Here is a 16280-nt window from a genome sequence, read left to right as displayed (position 1 = left end):
ATGACAATAGAAATTCTGGTTCCCGACTTACCTGAATCAGTCGCAGATGCCACTGTTGCTACGTGGCATAAGCAGCCAGGAGACAGCGTTGAGCGCGACGAAGTGTTAGTCGATATAGAAACGGATAAAGTCGTATTAGAAGTGCCCGCACCAGAATCAGGTGTATTAGAAGCAATTGTTGAGTCAGAAGGAACGACAGTTCTAAGTAAGCAATTGATTGGAAAGCTAAATGCTGCTATTGCTGCAGGTGAGCCAACGACAGACGTGGCGAAGCAGACGGAAGCATCACCGGATAAACGGCATAAGGCGACATTAGAAGAAGAGAGCAGCGAGGCGTTAAGCCCAGCGGTGCGTCGTTTGTTGGCCGAGAATGATATCTCACCAACGGTGGTCAAAGGTACTGGGGTTGGCGGGCGTATTACACGAGAAGATGTGGAGTCATACCTAAAGAGCAAGCCTGCGACTGCACCAGTAATAGAAGCGCCAGTTTCTGCAGAGCCTCTGTTGACGCATCGCAGCGAAAAGCGTGTGCCAATGACGCGTTTACGTAAGCGGGTTGCTGAGCGCTTATTGGAAGCGAAGAACAGCACTGCGATGTTAACAACGTTTAATGAAGTTAACATGAAACCTATCATGGAGCTGCGTAAGCAATACAAGGACATTTTTGAAGCGCGCCATGGCATTCGATTGGGTTTCATGTCGTTTTATGTAAAAGCTGTCGTTGAAGCCCTGAAACGCTTCCCTGAGGTGAATGCATCTATCGATGGTGATGATATTGTTTATCATAACTATTTTGATATTTCGATTGCCGTATCGACACCGCGAGGTTTGGTGACACCAGTATTACGTGATTGCGATAAGCTCAGCCTAGCGGAAATAGAAAAAACAATTCGTGATTTAGCCATTAAGGGGCGTGACGGAAAACTGACGGTAGATGAACTAACCGGCGGTAACTTCACCATTACCAATGGTGGGGTCTTTGGTTCGCTCATGTCGACGCCGATCATTAACCCGCCACAAGCCGCCATATTGGGGATGCATAAGATCCAAGATCGCCCCATGGCCGTCAATGGCAGTGTAGAAGTCTTGCCTATGATGTATCTGGCTCTTTCATATGACCATCGTTTGATCGATGGGAAAGAATCTGTCAGTTATCTGGTCACTATAAAAGAACTTTTAGAAGATCCAACACGCTTACTGCTTGATGTTTAAGCCTTATTTATCGTAGTCTGGTGCTCATTGATGCCGCTCAACCATTAATGAGCATCAAGTAAATAGGGATAGAGGGGGCGAATAGCCCAGAAATGGATAAAACCCATCTAGGGTTTCGGATATGGAAAGAAAGTCATGAACTTGCATGAATATCAAGCCAAACAGTTATTTACTGAGTTTGGCTTGCCTGTGCCAGAAGGATACGCTTGTAATACTCCTCAACAAGCCGCAGAAGCAGCAGGAAAAATTGGTGGGAGTAAATGGGTTGTGAAATGCCAGGTTCACGCTGGTGGACGTGGTAAAGCCGGTGGTGTCGAGTTACACACCAGTAAGGAGGGCATTCGCACATTTGCACAACAGTGGCTGGGAAAAAATTTAGTTACCTATCAAACCGATGACGATGGGCAACCCGTTAGCAAAATTCTTGTAGAAGCTGCATCTAATATTAATAACGAGCTTTACTTGGGTGCTGTTGTTGACCGTGCTACTCGTCGTATTGTTTTTATGGCTTCTACGGAAGGTGGCGTTGAAATTGAAAAGGTAGCAGAAGAGACGCCCGAGCTGATTCATAAAGCTGCCATAGATCCATTAGTTGGTCCACAAGCGTATCAAGGTCGTGAATTAGCCTTCAAATTGGGGTTAGAAGGCGATCAAGTTAAACAGTTTACCAAGATTTTTTTGGGGCTGGCGACGATGTTTAGCCAATATGATTTGGCGCTGCTTGAGATTAACCCATTAGTTGTCACGGATGAAGGTGATCTTCTTTGTCTTGATGGCAAAATAAATATTGATGCAAATGCGTTGTATCGTCAGCCGAAGCTACGTGAGATGCATGACCCTTCACAAGAAGATGAGCGTGAAGCGCACGCTGCCCAGTGGGAGCTAAATTACGTCGCATTGGATGGAAATATTGGCTGTATGGTTAACGGTGCGGGTCTAGCGATGGGCACGATGGATATCGTTAACTTGCATGGCGGACGCCCGGCAAATTTCCTTGATGTTGGTGGTGGCGCAACAAAAGAGCGCGTAACCGAGGCATTTAAAATTATTTTGTCTGACAGCAATGTTGCTGCCGTATTGGTTAACATTTTTGGTGGCATCGTGCGTTGTGACCTGATTGCTGATGGCATTATTGGTGCCATTTCGGAAGTTGGAGTTAAGGTCCCTGTCGTGGTTCGATTGGAAGGAAATAATGCCGAGCTCGGTGCGAAGCGATTGGCAGAAAGTGGACTGAATATTATTGCTGCGACATCGCTGACTGAAGCGGCGGAGAAAGTAGTGGCCGCGGCGGAGGAAAAGTAATGTCAATATTAATCAATAAAGAGACAAAGTTGATTTGTCAGGGATTCACTGGTGGGCAAGGTACGTTTCACTCTGAACAAGCGCTGGACTACGGCACACAATTGGTTGGTGGGGTCTCGCCGGGCAAAGGCGGAACTGAGCACTTAGGCTTGCCAGTCTTTAATACTGTTCGAGAAGCCGTGGAAAAAACGGGTGCGACGGCGTCAGTGATCTATGTTCCAGCCCCATTTTGTAAAGATGCAATCTTGGAAGCGATAGATGCTGGCATTAAGCTCATTGTTACGATTACAGAAGGTATTCCGACGTTAGACATGTTAGATGTGAAAGTTCGTCTTGATGAAGCTGGCGTGCGTATGATAGGCCCTAATTGCCCGGGTGTGATCACTCCGGATGAGTGCAAGATAGGCATTATGCCGGGGCATATTCACAAAAAAGGAAAAGTTGGTATTGTGTCGCGCTCTGGAACGTTGACTTATGAAGCGGTTAAACAGACGACTGATGAAGGCTTTGGTCAATCGACCTGTGTGGGTATTGGTGGCGATCCTATTCCAGGTTCAAACTTCATTGATATCTTATCTATGTTTGAGCAAGATCCTGAAACCGAAGCGATTGTTATGATTGGTGAAATCGGTGGAACAGCGGAAGAAGAAGCGGCTGCTTATATTAAAGATAATGTCACTAAGCCAGTCGTCTCCTATATTGCTGGTGTCACAGCGCCTGCAGGGAAACGTATGGGTCATGCTGGTGCTATTATTTCTGGTGGTAAGGGAACAGCAGAAGATAAGTTTGCTGCATTGGAAGCCGCTGGCGTTAAAACCGTGAAAAGCTTAGCAGATATAGGCGTAGCACTGCGTGAAGTAACAAATTGGTCGTAAGTTATCGTTAGTTTTAAAAAGCCGCCAGTGCGGCTTTTTTTATTTTGGTGTCCCGGCAAGTTAGCCGCGTACCTTTACGGTTTGCGTTAGCATAAAGAGCATAGCCGCAGACACAACCACAGAAGGGCCAGCAGGAGTATCGTAATGCCATGACATAAGAAGGCCTAATGTGACAGCGATACAACCACACAATGAGGCTATGATAGCCATTTGCTCTGGGCTTTTGGCAAAGCGTCTCGCGGTTGCGGCGGGGATTAACAACAATGATGTAATGATCAATGCGCCAACAAACTTCATCGCGACCGCAATTACTAGCCCTACCATTAACATTAAGATCAGTTTTAATCTTTCGACGTTGATACCTTCAACACGTGCCATCTCTTCATTGACTGTCATTGAGAGTAAGGGGTGCCAGAGTTTAGCGATGGCCGCTAGAATGACAATTAACCCTGCAAATATCCAGAGCAAATCGTGCGAAGTAATCGCCAGTAGATCACCAAATAGATAGGCCATTAAATCGATACGGACATGGTCCATAAAACTAATGGCAACCATCCCCAATGACAAGGCACTGTGAGCCAGTATGCCTAATAACGTATCCGTTGCGACAACTTGTTGGCGTTGCAGACCAACGAGCAATACCGCCAATATTAGGCAAGAGAGAATAATGGCGAAATTGAGGTTGATATTGAGTAGCAAGCCGAAAGCGACGCCGAGTAGGGACGCATGAGCCAGAGTGTCACCGAAATAGGCCATTTTTCGCCATACAACAAATGAGCCGAGCGGGCCGGCTAAAATGGCGATAGCAATGCCCCCCAAAAAAGCGGGTAAAAGAAATTCAATCATGGTGGCTTCCATGTTGGCATGGACCGACAGTATTCCCTGCGAGATCATGTTCGTGATTATGGTGATGGTGGTAGAGAGCGAGCTGTTCGGCTGATTGCTGACCAAATAAGGCTGCATACTTAGGATCTTGGCTAATGGCTTCGGGAGAACCACTGCAGCAAATATGGTGCTGTAGGCAGATCACGTGATCCGTTTGTGCCATGACTAGATGAAGATCGTGAGAGACCATTAAAATGGCACAATTAAGCTGAGTGCAGAGCTGGGCGATCAGGGCATACATTTCTAGTTGACCATTCACGTCAACCCCTTGAACTGGCTCATCGAGTACAAGTAGATGCGGCTGACGAAGCAAGGCACGGGCAAGCAATACACGTTGGGTCTCCCCCCCAGACAGTTTATGCATATCAGCATGTAGCAGGTGGCTGGCCTGTACTAAGTTTAATGCATCAAGTATTTGTCCCTCATTAAAGCGTCCACCAAGGCGCATAAAACGGGTGACAGTGAGTGGGAGTGTGTTATTCAGTGCTAATTTTTGAGGGACATAGCCAAGGCGTAAGCCTGGCTTGCGGTAAACAATTCCGCTCGAAGGCAGTGTCAGCCCAGTGACAACCTTTACTAGCGTCGATTTACCAGCCCCATTAGGCCCGATAAGCGTGGTGATTTTCCCTGCCTCTAGTGAGAGGTCGATGTTATCGAGTACATGCCGTTGATTATAGGTAACGGAGACTTGATCCAATTTGATGAGATATGACATGTTTATCCACAAGTTGAATTTAACATTTGTTATAATGTAACATTAATGAATGATGTAATGATATTTCTTTTTAAGGGTCTAGAATGAAGCGAATAATCTGTTCACTGCTATTAGCATGGGGAATGGTCTTTCCTGCTGCCGCACAAATAAATGTATTATCAACAATTAAACCATTACATATGATAGTACTTGAATTGACCAAAGGGGCAGCGCAAGCAGATTATTTGTTACCAGCTGGCGGTTCTCCTCATGATTTCTCGATGCGCCCGTCAGATCTTCGTCGTCTTCATCAAGCCGATCTGGTTATTTGGGTTGGACCAGAATTAGAGACGTTTTTAGTGGGAATCGAGTCGACTCTCTCGAAGACAATTACATTGACCTCAGAAGAATCGATTCATTTTCGTTATTATGATGATGTTCATAATGACCATGACCATGACCATGACCATGACCATGACCATGACCATGACCATGACCATCATCATAGCCATGACCATAATGGTGTTGACCCGCACTTCTGGTTGGGTGTAGAGCAGGCAGAACAGGCTGCAAAAGTGATAGTACGGTCATTAATTGAGAAAGATCCTTTGCATCGAGAAGTATATATCGCTAATCTTGCAGCGTTTCAGCTTAAGTTGGCGCAAACTAAGCAAGATATCGCTGTGTCACTGAAGCCAGTGACGACACTAGGCTATTTTGTTTTTCATGATGCGTATGGCTATTTTGAAGAGCAATTCGAATTGTTGAACTTGGGGCACTTTACTGTTGCTCCAGATCGCCGTCCGGGTGCAAAAACGTTAGCGGCAATAAAGCGTCGTTTGGAAAATAATGATGCAGTGTGTGTTTTTCGTGAACCACAGTTTGAGCCCGCTGTCATACAGAGCGTTGTACGCGGTACAGATGTTAGGATAGGGACACTTGACCCTGTCGCTGGGAATATTCCCCCTGAATCTGGAAGTTACTTTTTGTTTTTGAAGCAATTAGCTTCCCAATATTTACAGTGTTTACATGTTTAAAAAGAAAAAAAGACGATATGGGGCTACAACACGCCGCTTTCCCCGACAACACAAGTTTGCTTTGGTCGGAATGGCTGGTGTCGTTTCAATCGCATTTATATGGCAACCAACCATCTTTGACGTATCAACGTCGTCATCATCGGTACTTATTGAACTTGATGAAGAGAGCTTAACGCCGTTATCAGCGAAAGATGCGGAGCCGTTAGGTGAATTTATTGGCAATGATGCGCCAGAATTTGCTGTTGAGCAGGATGAATTGGATCAAATTCTGGCACAGACGGATACCGAGGGGCAGCATAAAATCGCCCAAGGTGAAACGCTCGGGGAAATTTTTTCACAATACAGTTTACCCTTACTTAATATGTATCAACTGTTGGATATCGACCCACGCCTATCTAACCTTCGTGTTGGACAGAAGATTGAATGGGTTCAAGACAGTAATAGTGGCCGAGTTCTAGAGTTCCGTGTTATTCGAAGCAGTAAAACCACTGATACCTATGTTTGGGATATTGCTGGTTATGAACATAACAGTATTGTGACCGAAGGTGAGTTCCAACGCGTTGTCCTTAATGGTCGTGTGCAGGGTAACTTTTATACCGCGGCAATTAATGCTGGAATGACAGCCAATCAGATACAGAACTTGGTGCGAGCTGTTCAGTGGCGTTTTGACTTTGGTCGAGAGTCACGACGCGGTGATCGCTTTTCTATTGCTGTTGATCGAGAGTTTATCGATGGTCGAGCGGTGAGCAATGGTTCTGTGGTTGGGTTGTTATATCGAACCGGAAGCAGAACAATTTTTGCGATGCGCCACGAAGACGGTAACTTCTATGATGAAGAAGGGCAGAGTCTTGATCGTGCTCTAATGCGAGTGCCATTAGAGAAACGCTTCCGGATTAGTTCATCGTTTAACCCAAATCGAAAACACCCGATAACCGGACGAGTACAGCCCCACAATGGTACTGATTTTGCCACGCCAACGGGAACGCCTATTTTATCGGCGGGACAAGGGGTCGTGGAAAAATCGGAGTATCACTATGCGGCTGGTAACTATGTGGTTATACGCCATGGTCGTGAATACATGACACGTTACCTGCATTTAGATCGTCGCTTGGTGAAAGTCGGTGATAAAGTCAGTATGGGGCAACGCATTGGTCTTAGCGGAAATACAGGCCGCTCAACAGGACCACACCTACATTACGAATTGATTCAAAATAATCGCCCAGTTGATGCCATGCGTGTGCCTTTGCCACAAGCAGAGCCGTTAACCGGTTCGGCGAAGTCTAATTTTGTAGCGAAAGCGCAACAGGTGAAAACTGAGTTGATGAACGCGCTGTAATTGTACGGGAATGGTTGCTAAGACCATTCCCGCTATTTTTGCGGGGTATTGATATTAGCCTCAATTTCCACGTTCACTAATAAGTGCTTGTCGCTTTAGCCTACCTTGCAATTGTATGAGAACCCCAAAAAATTAAATGGCAAACGGCATAAAAAAACCGACGCATTAGCGTCGGTTTTTTATTGGCTAGACAGGCTTACATGACACGCATGCCGGGCTGAGCACCTTCGTGTGGCTCCAGAATCCAAAGATCCTTACCACCAGGGCCTGCCGCAAGAATCATCCCTTCAGACATGCCGAATTTCATCTTACGAGGCTTTAGGTTAGCAACCATGACGGTCAACTTACCAACCAGCTCTTCTGGTTTATAGGCAGACTTGATGCCAGAGAAGACCTGACGCGTTTCACCACCAATGTCCAATTGGAATTTCAGTAGTTTATTTGCCTTAGGCACTTCTTCACAAGAGAGGATTTTAGCGATACGCATATCTACCTTAGCAAAGTCGTCGAACTCGATCTCTTCCGCAATAGGCTCTTCAACTAACGGCCCAGCAGGGGCAGTGGCTGCCTCTTTCGCGGCAGCTTCTGCGGCTGCATCTTCTTTTGACGCTTCAACCATCGCTTCTACATGCTTGCTATCAATACGGCTAAATAGCGCTTTGAACTTAGTGATGTCGTGATTGGTTAGCGGTGATTCGATTGCTTCCCACGTTAGCGTTTCATTTAAGAATGCTTCAGTGCGTTCTGCTAGCTCAGGCATGACCGGCTTTAAGTACGTGATTAATACGCGGAACAAGTTGATACCGACAGAACAGATGTCTTGCAACTCTTGTTCTTGGCCTTCTTGTTTCGCGACAACCCAAGGGGCTTTTTCATCAACATACTGGTTTGCTTTGTCAGCCAGCGCAGTAATTTCGCGAATAGCGCGGCTAAATTCACGGTTCTCGTAAAGCTCAGCAATACGATCAGCAGCAGCGACAAAGTCTGCGTACAGTTCTGGCTCGGCAAAGTTAGCTGACAGTTTGCCATCGAAACGTTTGGTGATGAAACCCGCATTGCGCGAAGCGAGGTTAACAATCTTGTTCACCACATCACTGTTTACACGCTGCGTGAAGTCCTCAAGGTTAAGATCGAGGTCATCAATGCGGTTGTTCAGTTTCGCCGCGTAGTAGTAACGCAGACACTCTGGGTCCAAATGTTTTAGGTAAGTCGCCGCTTTAATAAACGTACCTTTAGATTTTGACATCTTGGCGCCGTTTACGGTGACATAACCGTGCACGAAAACATTGTTTGGTTTACGTAGGCCGGCACCTTCAAGCATTGCTGGCCAGAACAAGCTGTGGAAGTAAACGATATCTTTACCAATAAAGTGATACAGCTCGGTTTGGCTATCTTTATTCCAGAACTCATCGAAATCTAGATCGTCGCGCTTGTCACACAGGTTTTTGAACGATCCCATGTAGCCGATAGGTGCATCAAGCCAAACGTAGAAGAATTTGTCTTTCTCGCCTGGGATCTCAAAACCAAAATACGGCGCATCACGTGAGATATCCCACTGTTGAAGACCAGATTCAAACCACTCTTGCATCTTGTTGGCGGTTTCATCTTGAAGTGCACCAGATTTGGTCCATGCTTGTAGCATGGCTTCAAACTGTGGCAAATCAAAGAAGAAGTGCTCAGAGTCCTTCATAACAGGTGTAGCGCCAGACACGGCTGATTTAGGATCAATCAGATCCGTTGGGCTATACGTTTCACCGCAGTTGTCACAGTTATCGCCGTATTGCTCTTCTGACTTACACTTAGGGCAAGTCCCTTTTACAAAACGGTCAGGTAGGAACATCTCTTTCTCAGGATCAAACAGCTGAGAGATGGTACGGTTAGTAATGAATCCGTTGTTCTTCAGTTGGGTGTAGACAAATGATGCCAACTCACGGTTTTCATCTGAATGGGTACTGTGATAGTTGTCAAAACTGATGTCAAAACCAGCGAAGTCAGCCTGATGCTCTTGGCTAACTTGTTCTATCATTTGCTCTGGAGCTATTCCCATCTGTTGCGCTTTAAGCATGATTGGTGTGCCGTGTGCATCGTCAGCACAAATGAAATGCACTTCGTTGCCGCGCAGTCTCTGGTAACGCACCCAGATATCCGCTTGGATATGCTCAAGCATATGACCCAAATGGATTGAACCATTGGCATATGGCAGGGCGCAGGTAACTAGAAGTTTTCTTGGGTTTGCAGTCATAGTTACTTCTTTCGCTTATTTGATGGGTAAATGAAAAAGGGTAATTTCAAAATTTAGTTCCCGATATTACCTGATAAGAGGGGGCGGAGTGAAGATAATTAGGCGAGAGGAGGTGATAATTTCATGTTGGTTGGACTAAATCACGCCATTATTTTCACGATCTATATCTATGACAGTGATTTTGAGTCGGAGATGTGCAACGCTACCAATTATCTGCCCTCTTCAGCACCGATGCTGTTGTAACCGTTTTTAGGAGAATAGAGTGAATCAGCCGATATTTGAACACGAAAAACAGCTACGTCAATGGTTACAACAGTTTCAGTATCCTCATTTGCCGCAGGATTGGGCGTTTCATCGGGCGCTAACGGTAAAGGTGGGTTCTAATGGTGAGTTCGCCCTTACGCTGCCGTTTGCGGCGGCTGATTTATGCCAAGAAATTGAGGCGTGGGCGCAAGCACAGCATATCGAGTTAACTACGCAGGTATCCCCAATTAGCCTACAAACACCGTCAGGTCAGCCAGTGGCTGGGGTGAAAAATATTATCGCAGTCAGCTCTGGTAAGGGTGGAGTTGGCAAGTCAACAACAGCAGTAAATCTGGCTTTAGCGCTGAGTGAGTTGGGTGCGAAAGCGGGAATTTTAGATGCGGATATGTACGGCCCATCAATCCCATTGATGTTGAATTGTAGCGGTGAAAAAGCGGTGTCTTACGATGGTGAACGAATGCAGCCCGTCGAACGGTATGGCATTTATGCCCAGTCGATTGGTTTTCTTATTGAGGATGAAAACGCGGCAGTTTGGCGCGGGCCAATGGCATCGAAAGCCTTGCTGCAGTTGTTAAATGAAACCGAATGGCCCGACTTAGACTATTTAGTGGTCGACCTTCCTCCGGGTACGGGGGACATTCAATTGACATTGGCTCAGCAGTTTCCAGTCACTGGCGCCCTGATTGTAACAACCCCGCAAGATCTCGCGTTGCTCGATGTGGCTAAAGGGGCGGCGATGTTTGAGAAGGTTTCCGTGCCTGTGTTGGGTATTGTTGAAAATATGAGTTACCACATCTGTGCTAACTGCGGTCATCATGAGGCGATTTTTGGTGCCGGTGGCGCAGAAAAATTGTCGGCGCAAAAAGGGCTACCACTACTGGTGCAGCTTCCGCTGGATATGCAAATTAGAGAAGATATTGATATGGGCTGCCCAACGGTGATTAATTCACCTGATGGGGAGTTAGCGGAACGCTATTTTGCCCTTGCTGAGCAGGTTGCAGCGCAACTGTTTTGGCAGGGAGAGCCAAGGTTGCCAGACATATCGGTTCGTCAGGTCTAAAATTATGCGGTATCGTGCATTGAAAATTATTTTTCTGGCGTCAATGCGTTGAACTGCCTATAATCACCCGGTTTATTTATTCCATACGCCAGAAGTCTCACAGGTACATTTTACTATGTCTGAACAATCACACCAATGTGTCATTATCGGTATTGCAGGTGCATCTGCATCCGGTAAAAGCTTGATCGCAAATACCGTTTACAATGAGTTACGAGAAAAGGTAGGCGATCATCAAATCGGTGTTATCACAGAAGATTGCTACTACCGAGATCAAAGCCATTTGAGCATGGACGAGCGCGTTAAAACCAATTATGACCACCCTAGTGCGTTGGACCATGATTTGTTGTGTGACCACCTTGCCCGACTTATCGAAGGTAAAACGGTAAATGTGCCGCAGTATAGCTATTCAGAGCATACGCGGATGCAAGACACAACCGAAGTGTCACCGAAGAAGGTGATCATTATTGAAGGGATTTTGTTGCTAACGGATCCGCGTTTGCGTGATTTAATGCATGCGACAGTCTTTATGGATACGCCACTCGATATCTGTTTGTTGCGTCGTGTACAGCGTGATGTTGCTGAGCGCGGACGTACCATGGATTCGGTGTTGGAACAGTATCAAAAAACAGTGCGTCCTATGTTTATGCAGTTTATTGAACCATCGAAGCAATATGCAGATATTATCGTCCCTCGCGGCGGAAAGAACAGAATTGCCATTGATGTACTAAAAGCGCACATTGGTAAATTACTAAAAGCATAAATCGAATAACAAAATTTGATAGTAAACTTGAAAGGTTGACCCAGTGTCAGCCTTTTTTTTGAGGTATGCAAAACGCGACTTACCAAAAAATATTAGTCATAATCAAACGATAGGCTCTTAACTTTTCGGTTTATTCTTACCTCTGATGATAAACCACCATAGTTCAGCAAGCGAGGAAGCGATGAAAAAGCTGATTGTAATACTTTTAGGAATCGTCATCACACTAGTTATAGCACTGGCAGCCCTAATCGCGCTGGTTGACCCCAACCAGTTTAAACCTGTGATAGTCGAGCAGGTCGAGGAAAATACGGGACAGACATTGGTGATTGATGGTGAGTTGAAGTGGCAATGGTGGCCACGATTAGGCTTATCGATGGGGGAAACGGCATTACGTAATCCAACTGAGTTCACGTCTACTGATATGTTGGCATTTCAAACTGCCTCGCTTTCTGTTGAAGTGTTACCTTTATTCTCACGTACGTTATCGGTGGGAGAGCTGACGTTGATTGCACCGCAAATCAATGTTGAAACCTTGCCAGATGGGCGACGTAATATTGATGCGCTACTGTCAAGCGATGAAGAAGAACAGACGATTGATGACAATGAGTCACAGGGGGACTCAGATCCGTCGCAACAAGCCAAAGAGCAACCTTGGTCGATTCTGTTAGCGGGAATTCGTATCGAAGAGGCGCGCGTGATGGTTATCGACCAACAGCGAGACGAAACGCTATTGATAGAGCCAGTAACCCTGAACTTGAGTGCATTCTCTCCCGGCGAGTGGGCTGAATTGGCGTGGCATGTGGGGGCGCAAACCGCCGATATGCAGGTTGAATCGAAAGGCGCAATGGAATTATTGCTACAAGACGACATGCAGTCTTTTGAACTCCGAAAAGTTAGCTCAGACATCACAGCAAAAATGGAGAATTTCACCCTAACACGTGCTCAATTAGATATCCCCAGCTTTCGTTTGGCGGAGCCGAGCGTGGTGAATTTTTCGATGGTAGGAGAAACGGGGGGAGAGGCGTTTGATGTGAAGCTCGCGACTGAGTTAAACGTATCGACAAACTACGACTCTTTGCGTTTAACAAATCTTGATTCACAGCTGGCCCTTGAAACTAAAGCTGTTCCATCGGGACAGATTAACGCCACCGTTAGCACTGATGTCGAGTTAGATCTTACAACGCAACAGGTTGCACTTTCAGAATTGGTTGCACAAGTTAACGATACGCAGTTAGCTGGTGTTCTATCAGTTAATTATCAGCAATTGCCAGCACTACGCTTTGATCTTAGCAGTCCAGCGATCGATTTAGATGATTGGGTAGCAGAGAGTGAAGATAAGGCAACAGAGCCTGATTCAAAGCCTGCGACAAGCAATAAGCCTTCCACTGATAGTTCAGCATCACAAGAACCGGATCTTTCCGGGTTAAAAGGGCTGGATGTAAAGGGGCGCTTCAGCGTAGCCCAGTTTAAAGGTATGGGCCTTGCGGTAAATGATATTAACGTAGATCTTGCCATACAGAATGGTGTACTCAATGTGTCAAAACTGGCCGCGCGCCTGTATGGCGGAAGCGTTAATGGTAGTCTCCAATTAGATGCAAGAGCCCCTGTCGCCAAGTATCAGGTTAAGCAGCATTTGGATGGCGTAGAGGTTCAGCCACTCTTGATTGATTTGGCCGAGAATGATTCGTTGTCAGGGACGGGACGCGTTGATATAGCACTATCTGGAACGGGCTTGAGTGAGGCCGCGCTACGTCGTAATAGCCGTGGTACCGTGGCGTTAAATCTGGCAGATGGCTCGGTTAATGGGGTCAATATTGCTGAGATGATCCGTGAGGCGCGAGCGACGCTGAAAGGGCAGCGCGACACCTATGTCGAAGAGGAACGAAAAACGGACTTCACTGCGCTGTCTGGGACGATTTCTATCGCAAATGGGGTCGCGTCGAATAGGGATCTGACCATGAGTTCACCGTTATTGCGGATTAACGGTCGGGGCCAAACCAACTTGGTTAATGAACGTATCGACTATGTTGTTGAAGCTGCGGTGGTGGAGTCGAGCAAAGGGCAGGGCGGCAAAGGGACGGATGAGCTGAACGATATTGTTGTGCCAATCAATGTGTCAGGCACTTGGTCAGCCCCAAGCTATAAGCTCGATGTAGAAGAACTACTGAAACAGAACTTGCAGCTAGAAAACAAAGCAAAACGAGAAATAGAGCGTGGCTTAGAGAAGCTTCTTGGTGAAGAGGGGGAAAAGGAAGAGTTGAAAAAAGCGGCGGATCAGTTGCTGAAAGGGCTATTTAGGTAGCCCTTTAGCCATCCTTATTTTATGTCCGGCCTCCCTTGTGGTTGCCGGTTTTTTTATTTTTTCGTTGGGTTTCTAGGACGTCTTGAAATGCGGATAGTAGGTCGACAGCGGAAAGCATGCCAACCAAATCTTGGTTTTTGTTAAGCACAGGAGCGGCACTGATTTTATTGTCCAGCAAGACACTAACGGCTTTGGTAAGGGTGTCGTAAGTATTAACGTGAATGACTTGGCGACTCATAATATCGTTGACGACCATATCATTGCTCACCTGATATTCATGCGCGATATCAGGGCTTTCATCGGCCCAGTTTGGGCGCCGCAGCTCTCGGTCACTAACAAAGCCGATCAGTGTGTTAGAGGTATCTGTTACGGGTAAATGACGGATCTCTTCATCCCTCATTAAAAAGTATGCTTGGCGTACCCCCATCTCTGGCGATACACGAATCACTTTCTTGGTCATATACTCTGATACTTTTGCTGGCATAGAGCCCTCCTTCTGATTGTTGAACCAGACTAACGTAAAGAAAATGTAAATACTGCGAAGTATACTTGTGTTTTGTGCTTCTATTTTATGGTGTGGCGTTAAACCATTCAGGTGAGGAGGGAGAAAAGCGATGCTTGATGAAAAAGAAAGCCCGCACAGAGGCGGGCGAAGCTTATTCTTTGTTATAAGGTTTTTCTAGTGAGCTAATGTCATCTTCATAGGGCCAGTAGTAGTGACCCAATCTAACGATGAGTGTTGCTGCTGCCAAAATGAAAGCAGACAGTGAAAGCCAAACAATATACGGACCATCAAGCTCTTTCATGCCCAACGTGATATAACGGGCGATAGCCATAATGGCGATATAGATAGGGTAGCGTACCGGTATCTTACCGACAGCGACAAACTGATGTACCATCGCGAGCACTTCGAGATAGATAAACATCAACAGAATATCAGTGAGTAAAATTTCTCTGTTAATAATGACATTGGTGATTTCAGTCGTCATTGCGACAAGTGTTGCAATTGTAATCGCAATGCATATCAAAGCTTCCAATAGATGGAAGATTCTTAAGAAAGGTTTGCGCAATATCTTGGGAAATGTAGAAGGCATACGATTACTCTTTATGAATTAGGTTACCAATCAACCCCTTTGCGTGCTTTTATGCCATTATCAAAGGCGTGCTTAACATTTTTTACTTCCGATACCGTGTCAGAAAGTTCAATTAATTGTCGGTGTGCCGCTCTGCCTGTTATGACAACGGTCTGTTCAGTAGGTCGATTCTCTATTGCTTTGATCACCTCGTCAAGATCAAGATATCCATATGCGATCATATAAGTTAGCTCATCCAACAATACGACGTCATATGCCGGGTTGGATAACATTTTCTTTGTCGGCTCCCATACGGCTTGGGCTGCCAAGGTGTCTGCTGCCTTATCTTGCGTATTCCACGTAAATCCTGTTGCCATTATATGAAAATCAACATCGTGTTGCTGCAGTAAGTCGCGCTCACCGCATTCCCAGTTGCCTTTAATAAATTGTGTAACACCACATTTTTGACCATGCCCTACCGCTCTCGCTACCGTGCCAAAGCCTGATGTTGACTTGCCTTTTCCATTTCCCGTAATGAGGATAACAATCCCACGTTCTTGTTGTGCGTTATTGACACGCTGTTCGACTTGTTGCTTTAGTTTTTCTTGGCGTTGTTGATGGCGAGTGTTATCACGCATGATAAATCCTTATCTGAGAAGCAGAAATTGACAGAAACTCCTTTATGCATATTACAATAGTTAGAACGGAAATGTTGAGCATGGATGTTATTAACGCAAATCAACGGAAAGAAAGAGTACTACAAGGGGATAATATGCGCATATTGGTGGTCTGTATGGGGAACATTTGTCGTTCTCCAACCGCAGAGGCAGTACTTAGACAACGTATTAAACAGCGAGGTTTAGACTATATTGTCGATTCTGCTGGTACATTGGCTTACCATCAAGGCGAGCACCCAGATCCGCGTAGCCAAGAAGTCGGCGAATCTAGAGGGTATCGTTTAGCGGAGATACGGGCCAGGAAAATAACCGAGTCTGATTTTGACGATTTCGACCTAATTTTGGCCGCCGATAAACATAATGAACAGGCGTTATTAGCAATGAGCCCGGCGCAACATGCTCACAAAGTGACACTAATGATGGCCTATTGTCCCGAGCTGGGCGATGAAATTCCAGACCCATACTATGGTGGTCCCGATGGTTTCGAGTTGGTACTAGACTTGATTGAGCAGGTCAGTGATGCCTTGTTAGACAGGTTAGAAGCCGTAGACTAAAAGCGCG

Annotated in this window: 15 protein-coding genes; 9 read left to right on the top strand and 6 right to left on the bottom strand. The window is 46.0% G+C overall.

Going from position 1 to position 16280, the window contains the following annotated elements:
* The 3 genes from odhB (at position 1) to sucD (ending at position 3389) form a co-directional block, all read left to right on the top strand.
* Positions 1–1212 (top strand): 2-oxoglutarate dehydrogenase complex dihydrolipoyllysine-residue succinyltransferase, encoded by a 1212-nt coding sequence (odhB, locus tag ACKLNH_RS01930; RefSeq protein WP_413110541.1) that lies wholly within the window; start codon positions 1–3, stop codon positions 1210–1212.
* A 135-nt stretch (positions 1213–1347) separates the two neighbouring features.
* Complete coding sequence (sucC, locus tag ACKLNH_RS01925; RefSeq protein WP_413110540.1) at positions 1348–2514, top strand: ADP-forming succinate--CoA ligase subunit beta; 1167 nt, start codon at positions 1348–1350, stop codon at positions 2512–2514.
* Positions 2514–3389: a succinate--CoA ligase subunit alpha gene (sucD, locus tag ACKLNH_RS01920; RefSeq protein ID WP_413110539.1), complete on the top strand. Its 876-nt coding sequence runs from the start codon at positions 2514–2516 to the stop codon at positions 3387–3389. Before sucC ends, sucD begins: the two co-directional genes overlap by 1 nt.
* 60 nt (positions 3390–3449) lie before the next feature.
* Here sucD and znuB read toward each other — a convergent pair whose 3' ends face one another.
* Both znuB and znuC read right to left on the bottom strand, forming a co-directional pair.
* Entirely contained in the window at positions 3450–4235 is a 786-nt protein-coding gene (znuB, locus tag ACKLNH_RS01915; protein WP_413110538.1) for a zinc ABC transporter permease subunit ZnuB, read from the bottom strand.
* Positions 4228–4989 carry a zinc ABC transporter ATP-binding protein ZnuC gene (znuC, locus tag ACKLNH_RS01910; protein WP_413110537.1) on the bottom strand — a complete coding sequence of 254 codons (762 nt, stop codon included), beginning with the start codon at positions 4987–4989 and terminating at the stop codon, positions 4228–4230. Before znuC ends, znuB begins: the two co-directional genes overlap by 8 nt.
* An 83-nt stretch (positions 4990–5072) precedes the next feature.
* Between znuC and znuA the strand changes: the two genes are divergently transcribed.
* Together znuA and mepM are read left to right on the top strand one after the other, a co-directional pair.
* The gene (gene znuA / locus ACKLNH_RS01905) at positions 5073–6005 is read left to right on the top strand and encodes a zinc ABC transporter substrate-binding protein ZnuA (RefSeq protein ID WP_413110536.1); all 933 of its coding nucleotides are present in this window, start codon (positions 5073–5075) and stop codon (positions 6003–6005) included.
* Positions 5998–7341: a murein DD-endopeptidase MepM gene (gene mepM / locus ACKLNH_RS01900; RefSeq protein WP_413110535.1), complete on the top strand. Its 1344-nt coding sequence runs from the start codon at positions 5998–6000 to the stop codon at positions 7339–7341. Before znuA ends, mepM begins: the two co-directional genes overlap by 8 nt.
* Positions 7342–7537: 196 nt before the next feature.
* Here the strand turns inward: mepM and metG are convergent, their stop codons facing one another.
* Positions 7538–9583 carry a methionine--tRNA ligase gene (metG, locus tag ACKLNH_RS01895; protein WP_413110534.1) on the bottom strand — a complete coding sequence of 682 codons (2046 nt, stop codon included), beginning with the start codon at positions 9581–9583 and terminating at the stop codon, positions 7538–7540.
* A 262-nt stretch (positions 9584–9845) separates the two neighbouring features.
* Between metG and apbC the strand changes: the two genes are divergently transcribed.
* The 3 genes from apbC to ACKLNH_RS01880 all read left to right on the top strand — a co-directional run bounded on the left by apbC (position 9846) and on the right by ACKLNH_RS01880 (position 13969).
* Positions 9846–10907, top strand: a complete 1062-nt coding sequence (gene apbC / locus ACKLNH_RS01890; protein WP_413110533.1) for an iron-sulfur cluster carrier protein ApbC — start codon at positions 9846–9848, stop codon at positions 10905–10907.
* A gap of 115 nt (positions 10908–11022) precedes the next feature.
* Positions 11023–11667 carry a uridine kinase gene (gene udk, locus ACKLNH_RS01885; protein WP_413110532.1) on the top strand — a complete coding sequence of 215 codons (645 nt, stop codon included), beginning with the start codon at positions 11023–11025 and terminating at the stop codon, positions 11665–11667.
* 145 nt (positions 11668–11812) lie between these two features.
* Positions 11813–13969 carry an AsmA family protein gene (locus ACKLNH_RS01880; RefSeq protein WP_462476582.1) on the top strand — a complete coding sequence of 719 codons (2157 nt, stop codon included), beginning with the start codon at positions 11813–11815 and terminating at the stop codon, positions 13967–13969.
* Positions 13970–13988: 19 nt separating this feature from the next.
* Here the strand turns inward: ACKLNH_RS01880 and ACKLNH_RS01875 are convergent, their stop codons facing one another.
* The 3 genes from ACKLNH_RS01875 to cobO form a co-directional block, all read right to left on the bottom strand.
* Positions 13989–14453: a CBS domain-containing protein gene (locus ACKLNH_RS01875; RefSeq protein WP_413110530.1), complete on the bottom strand. Its 465-nt coding sequence runs from the start codon at positions 14451–14453 to the stop codon at positions 13989–13991.
* Positions 14454–14625: 172 nt separating this feature from the next.
* Entirely contained in the window at positions 14626–15063 is a 438-nt protein-coding gene (locus ACKLNH_RS01870) for a phosphate-starvation-inducible protein PsiE (protein WP_413110529.1), read from the bottom strand.
* Between the two features lie 23 nt (positions 15064–15086).
* Complete coding sequence (cobO, locus tag ACKLNH_RS01865; protein ID WP_413110528.1) at positions 15087–15680, bottom strand: cob(I)yrinic acid a,c-diamide adenosyltransferase; 594 nt, start codon at positions 15678–15680, stop codon at positions 15087–15089.
* 134 nt (positions 15681–15814) lie between these two features.
* On the opposite strand from cobO, the gene ACKLNH_RS01860 reads away from it, so the two are divergent.
* Positions 15815–16273 carry a low molecular weight protein-tyrosine-phosphatase gene (locus ACKLNH_RS01860; protein WP_413110757.1) on the top strand — a complete coding sequence of 153 codons (459 nt, stop codon included), beginning with the start codon at positions 15815–15817 and terminating at the stop codon, positions 16271–16273.
* Positions 16274–16280 lie beyond the last annotated feature (7 nt).

Origin of the sequence: Thaumasiovibrio clandestinus, from assembly GCF_047250365.1 — a bacterium.
Classification (GTDB): Bacteria; Pseudomonadota; Gammaproteobacteria; order Enterobacterales; family Vibrionaceae; genus Thaumasiovibrio.
Note: the sequence above shows the minus strand (reverse complement) of the source record. Positions and strands in the feature narration are given on the sequence as shown.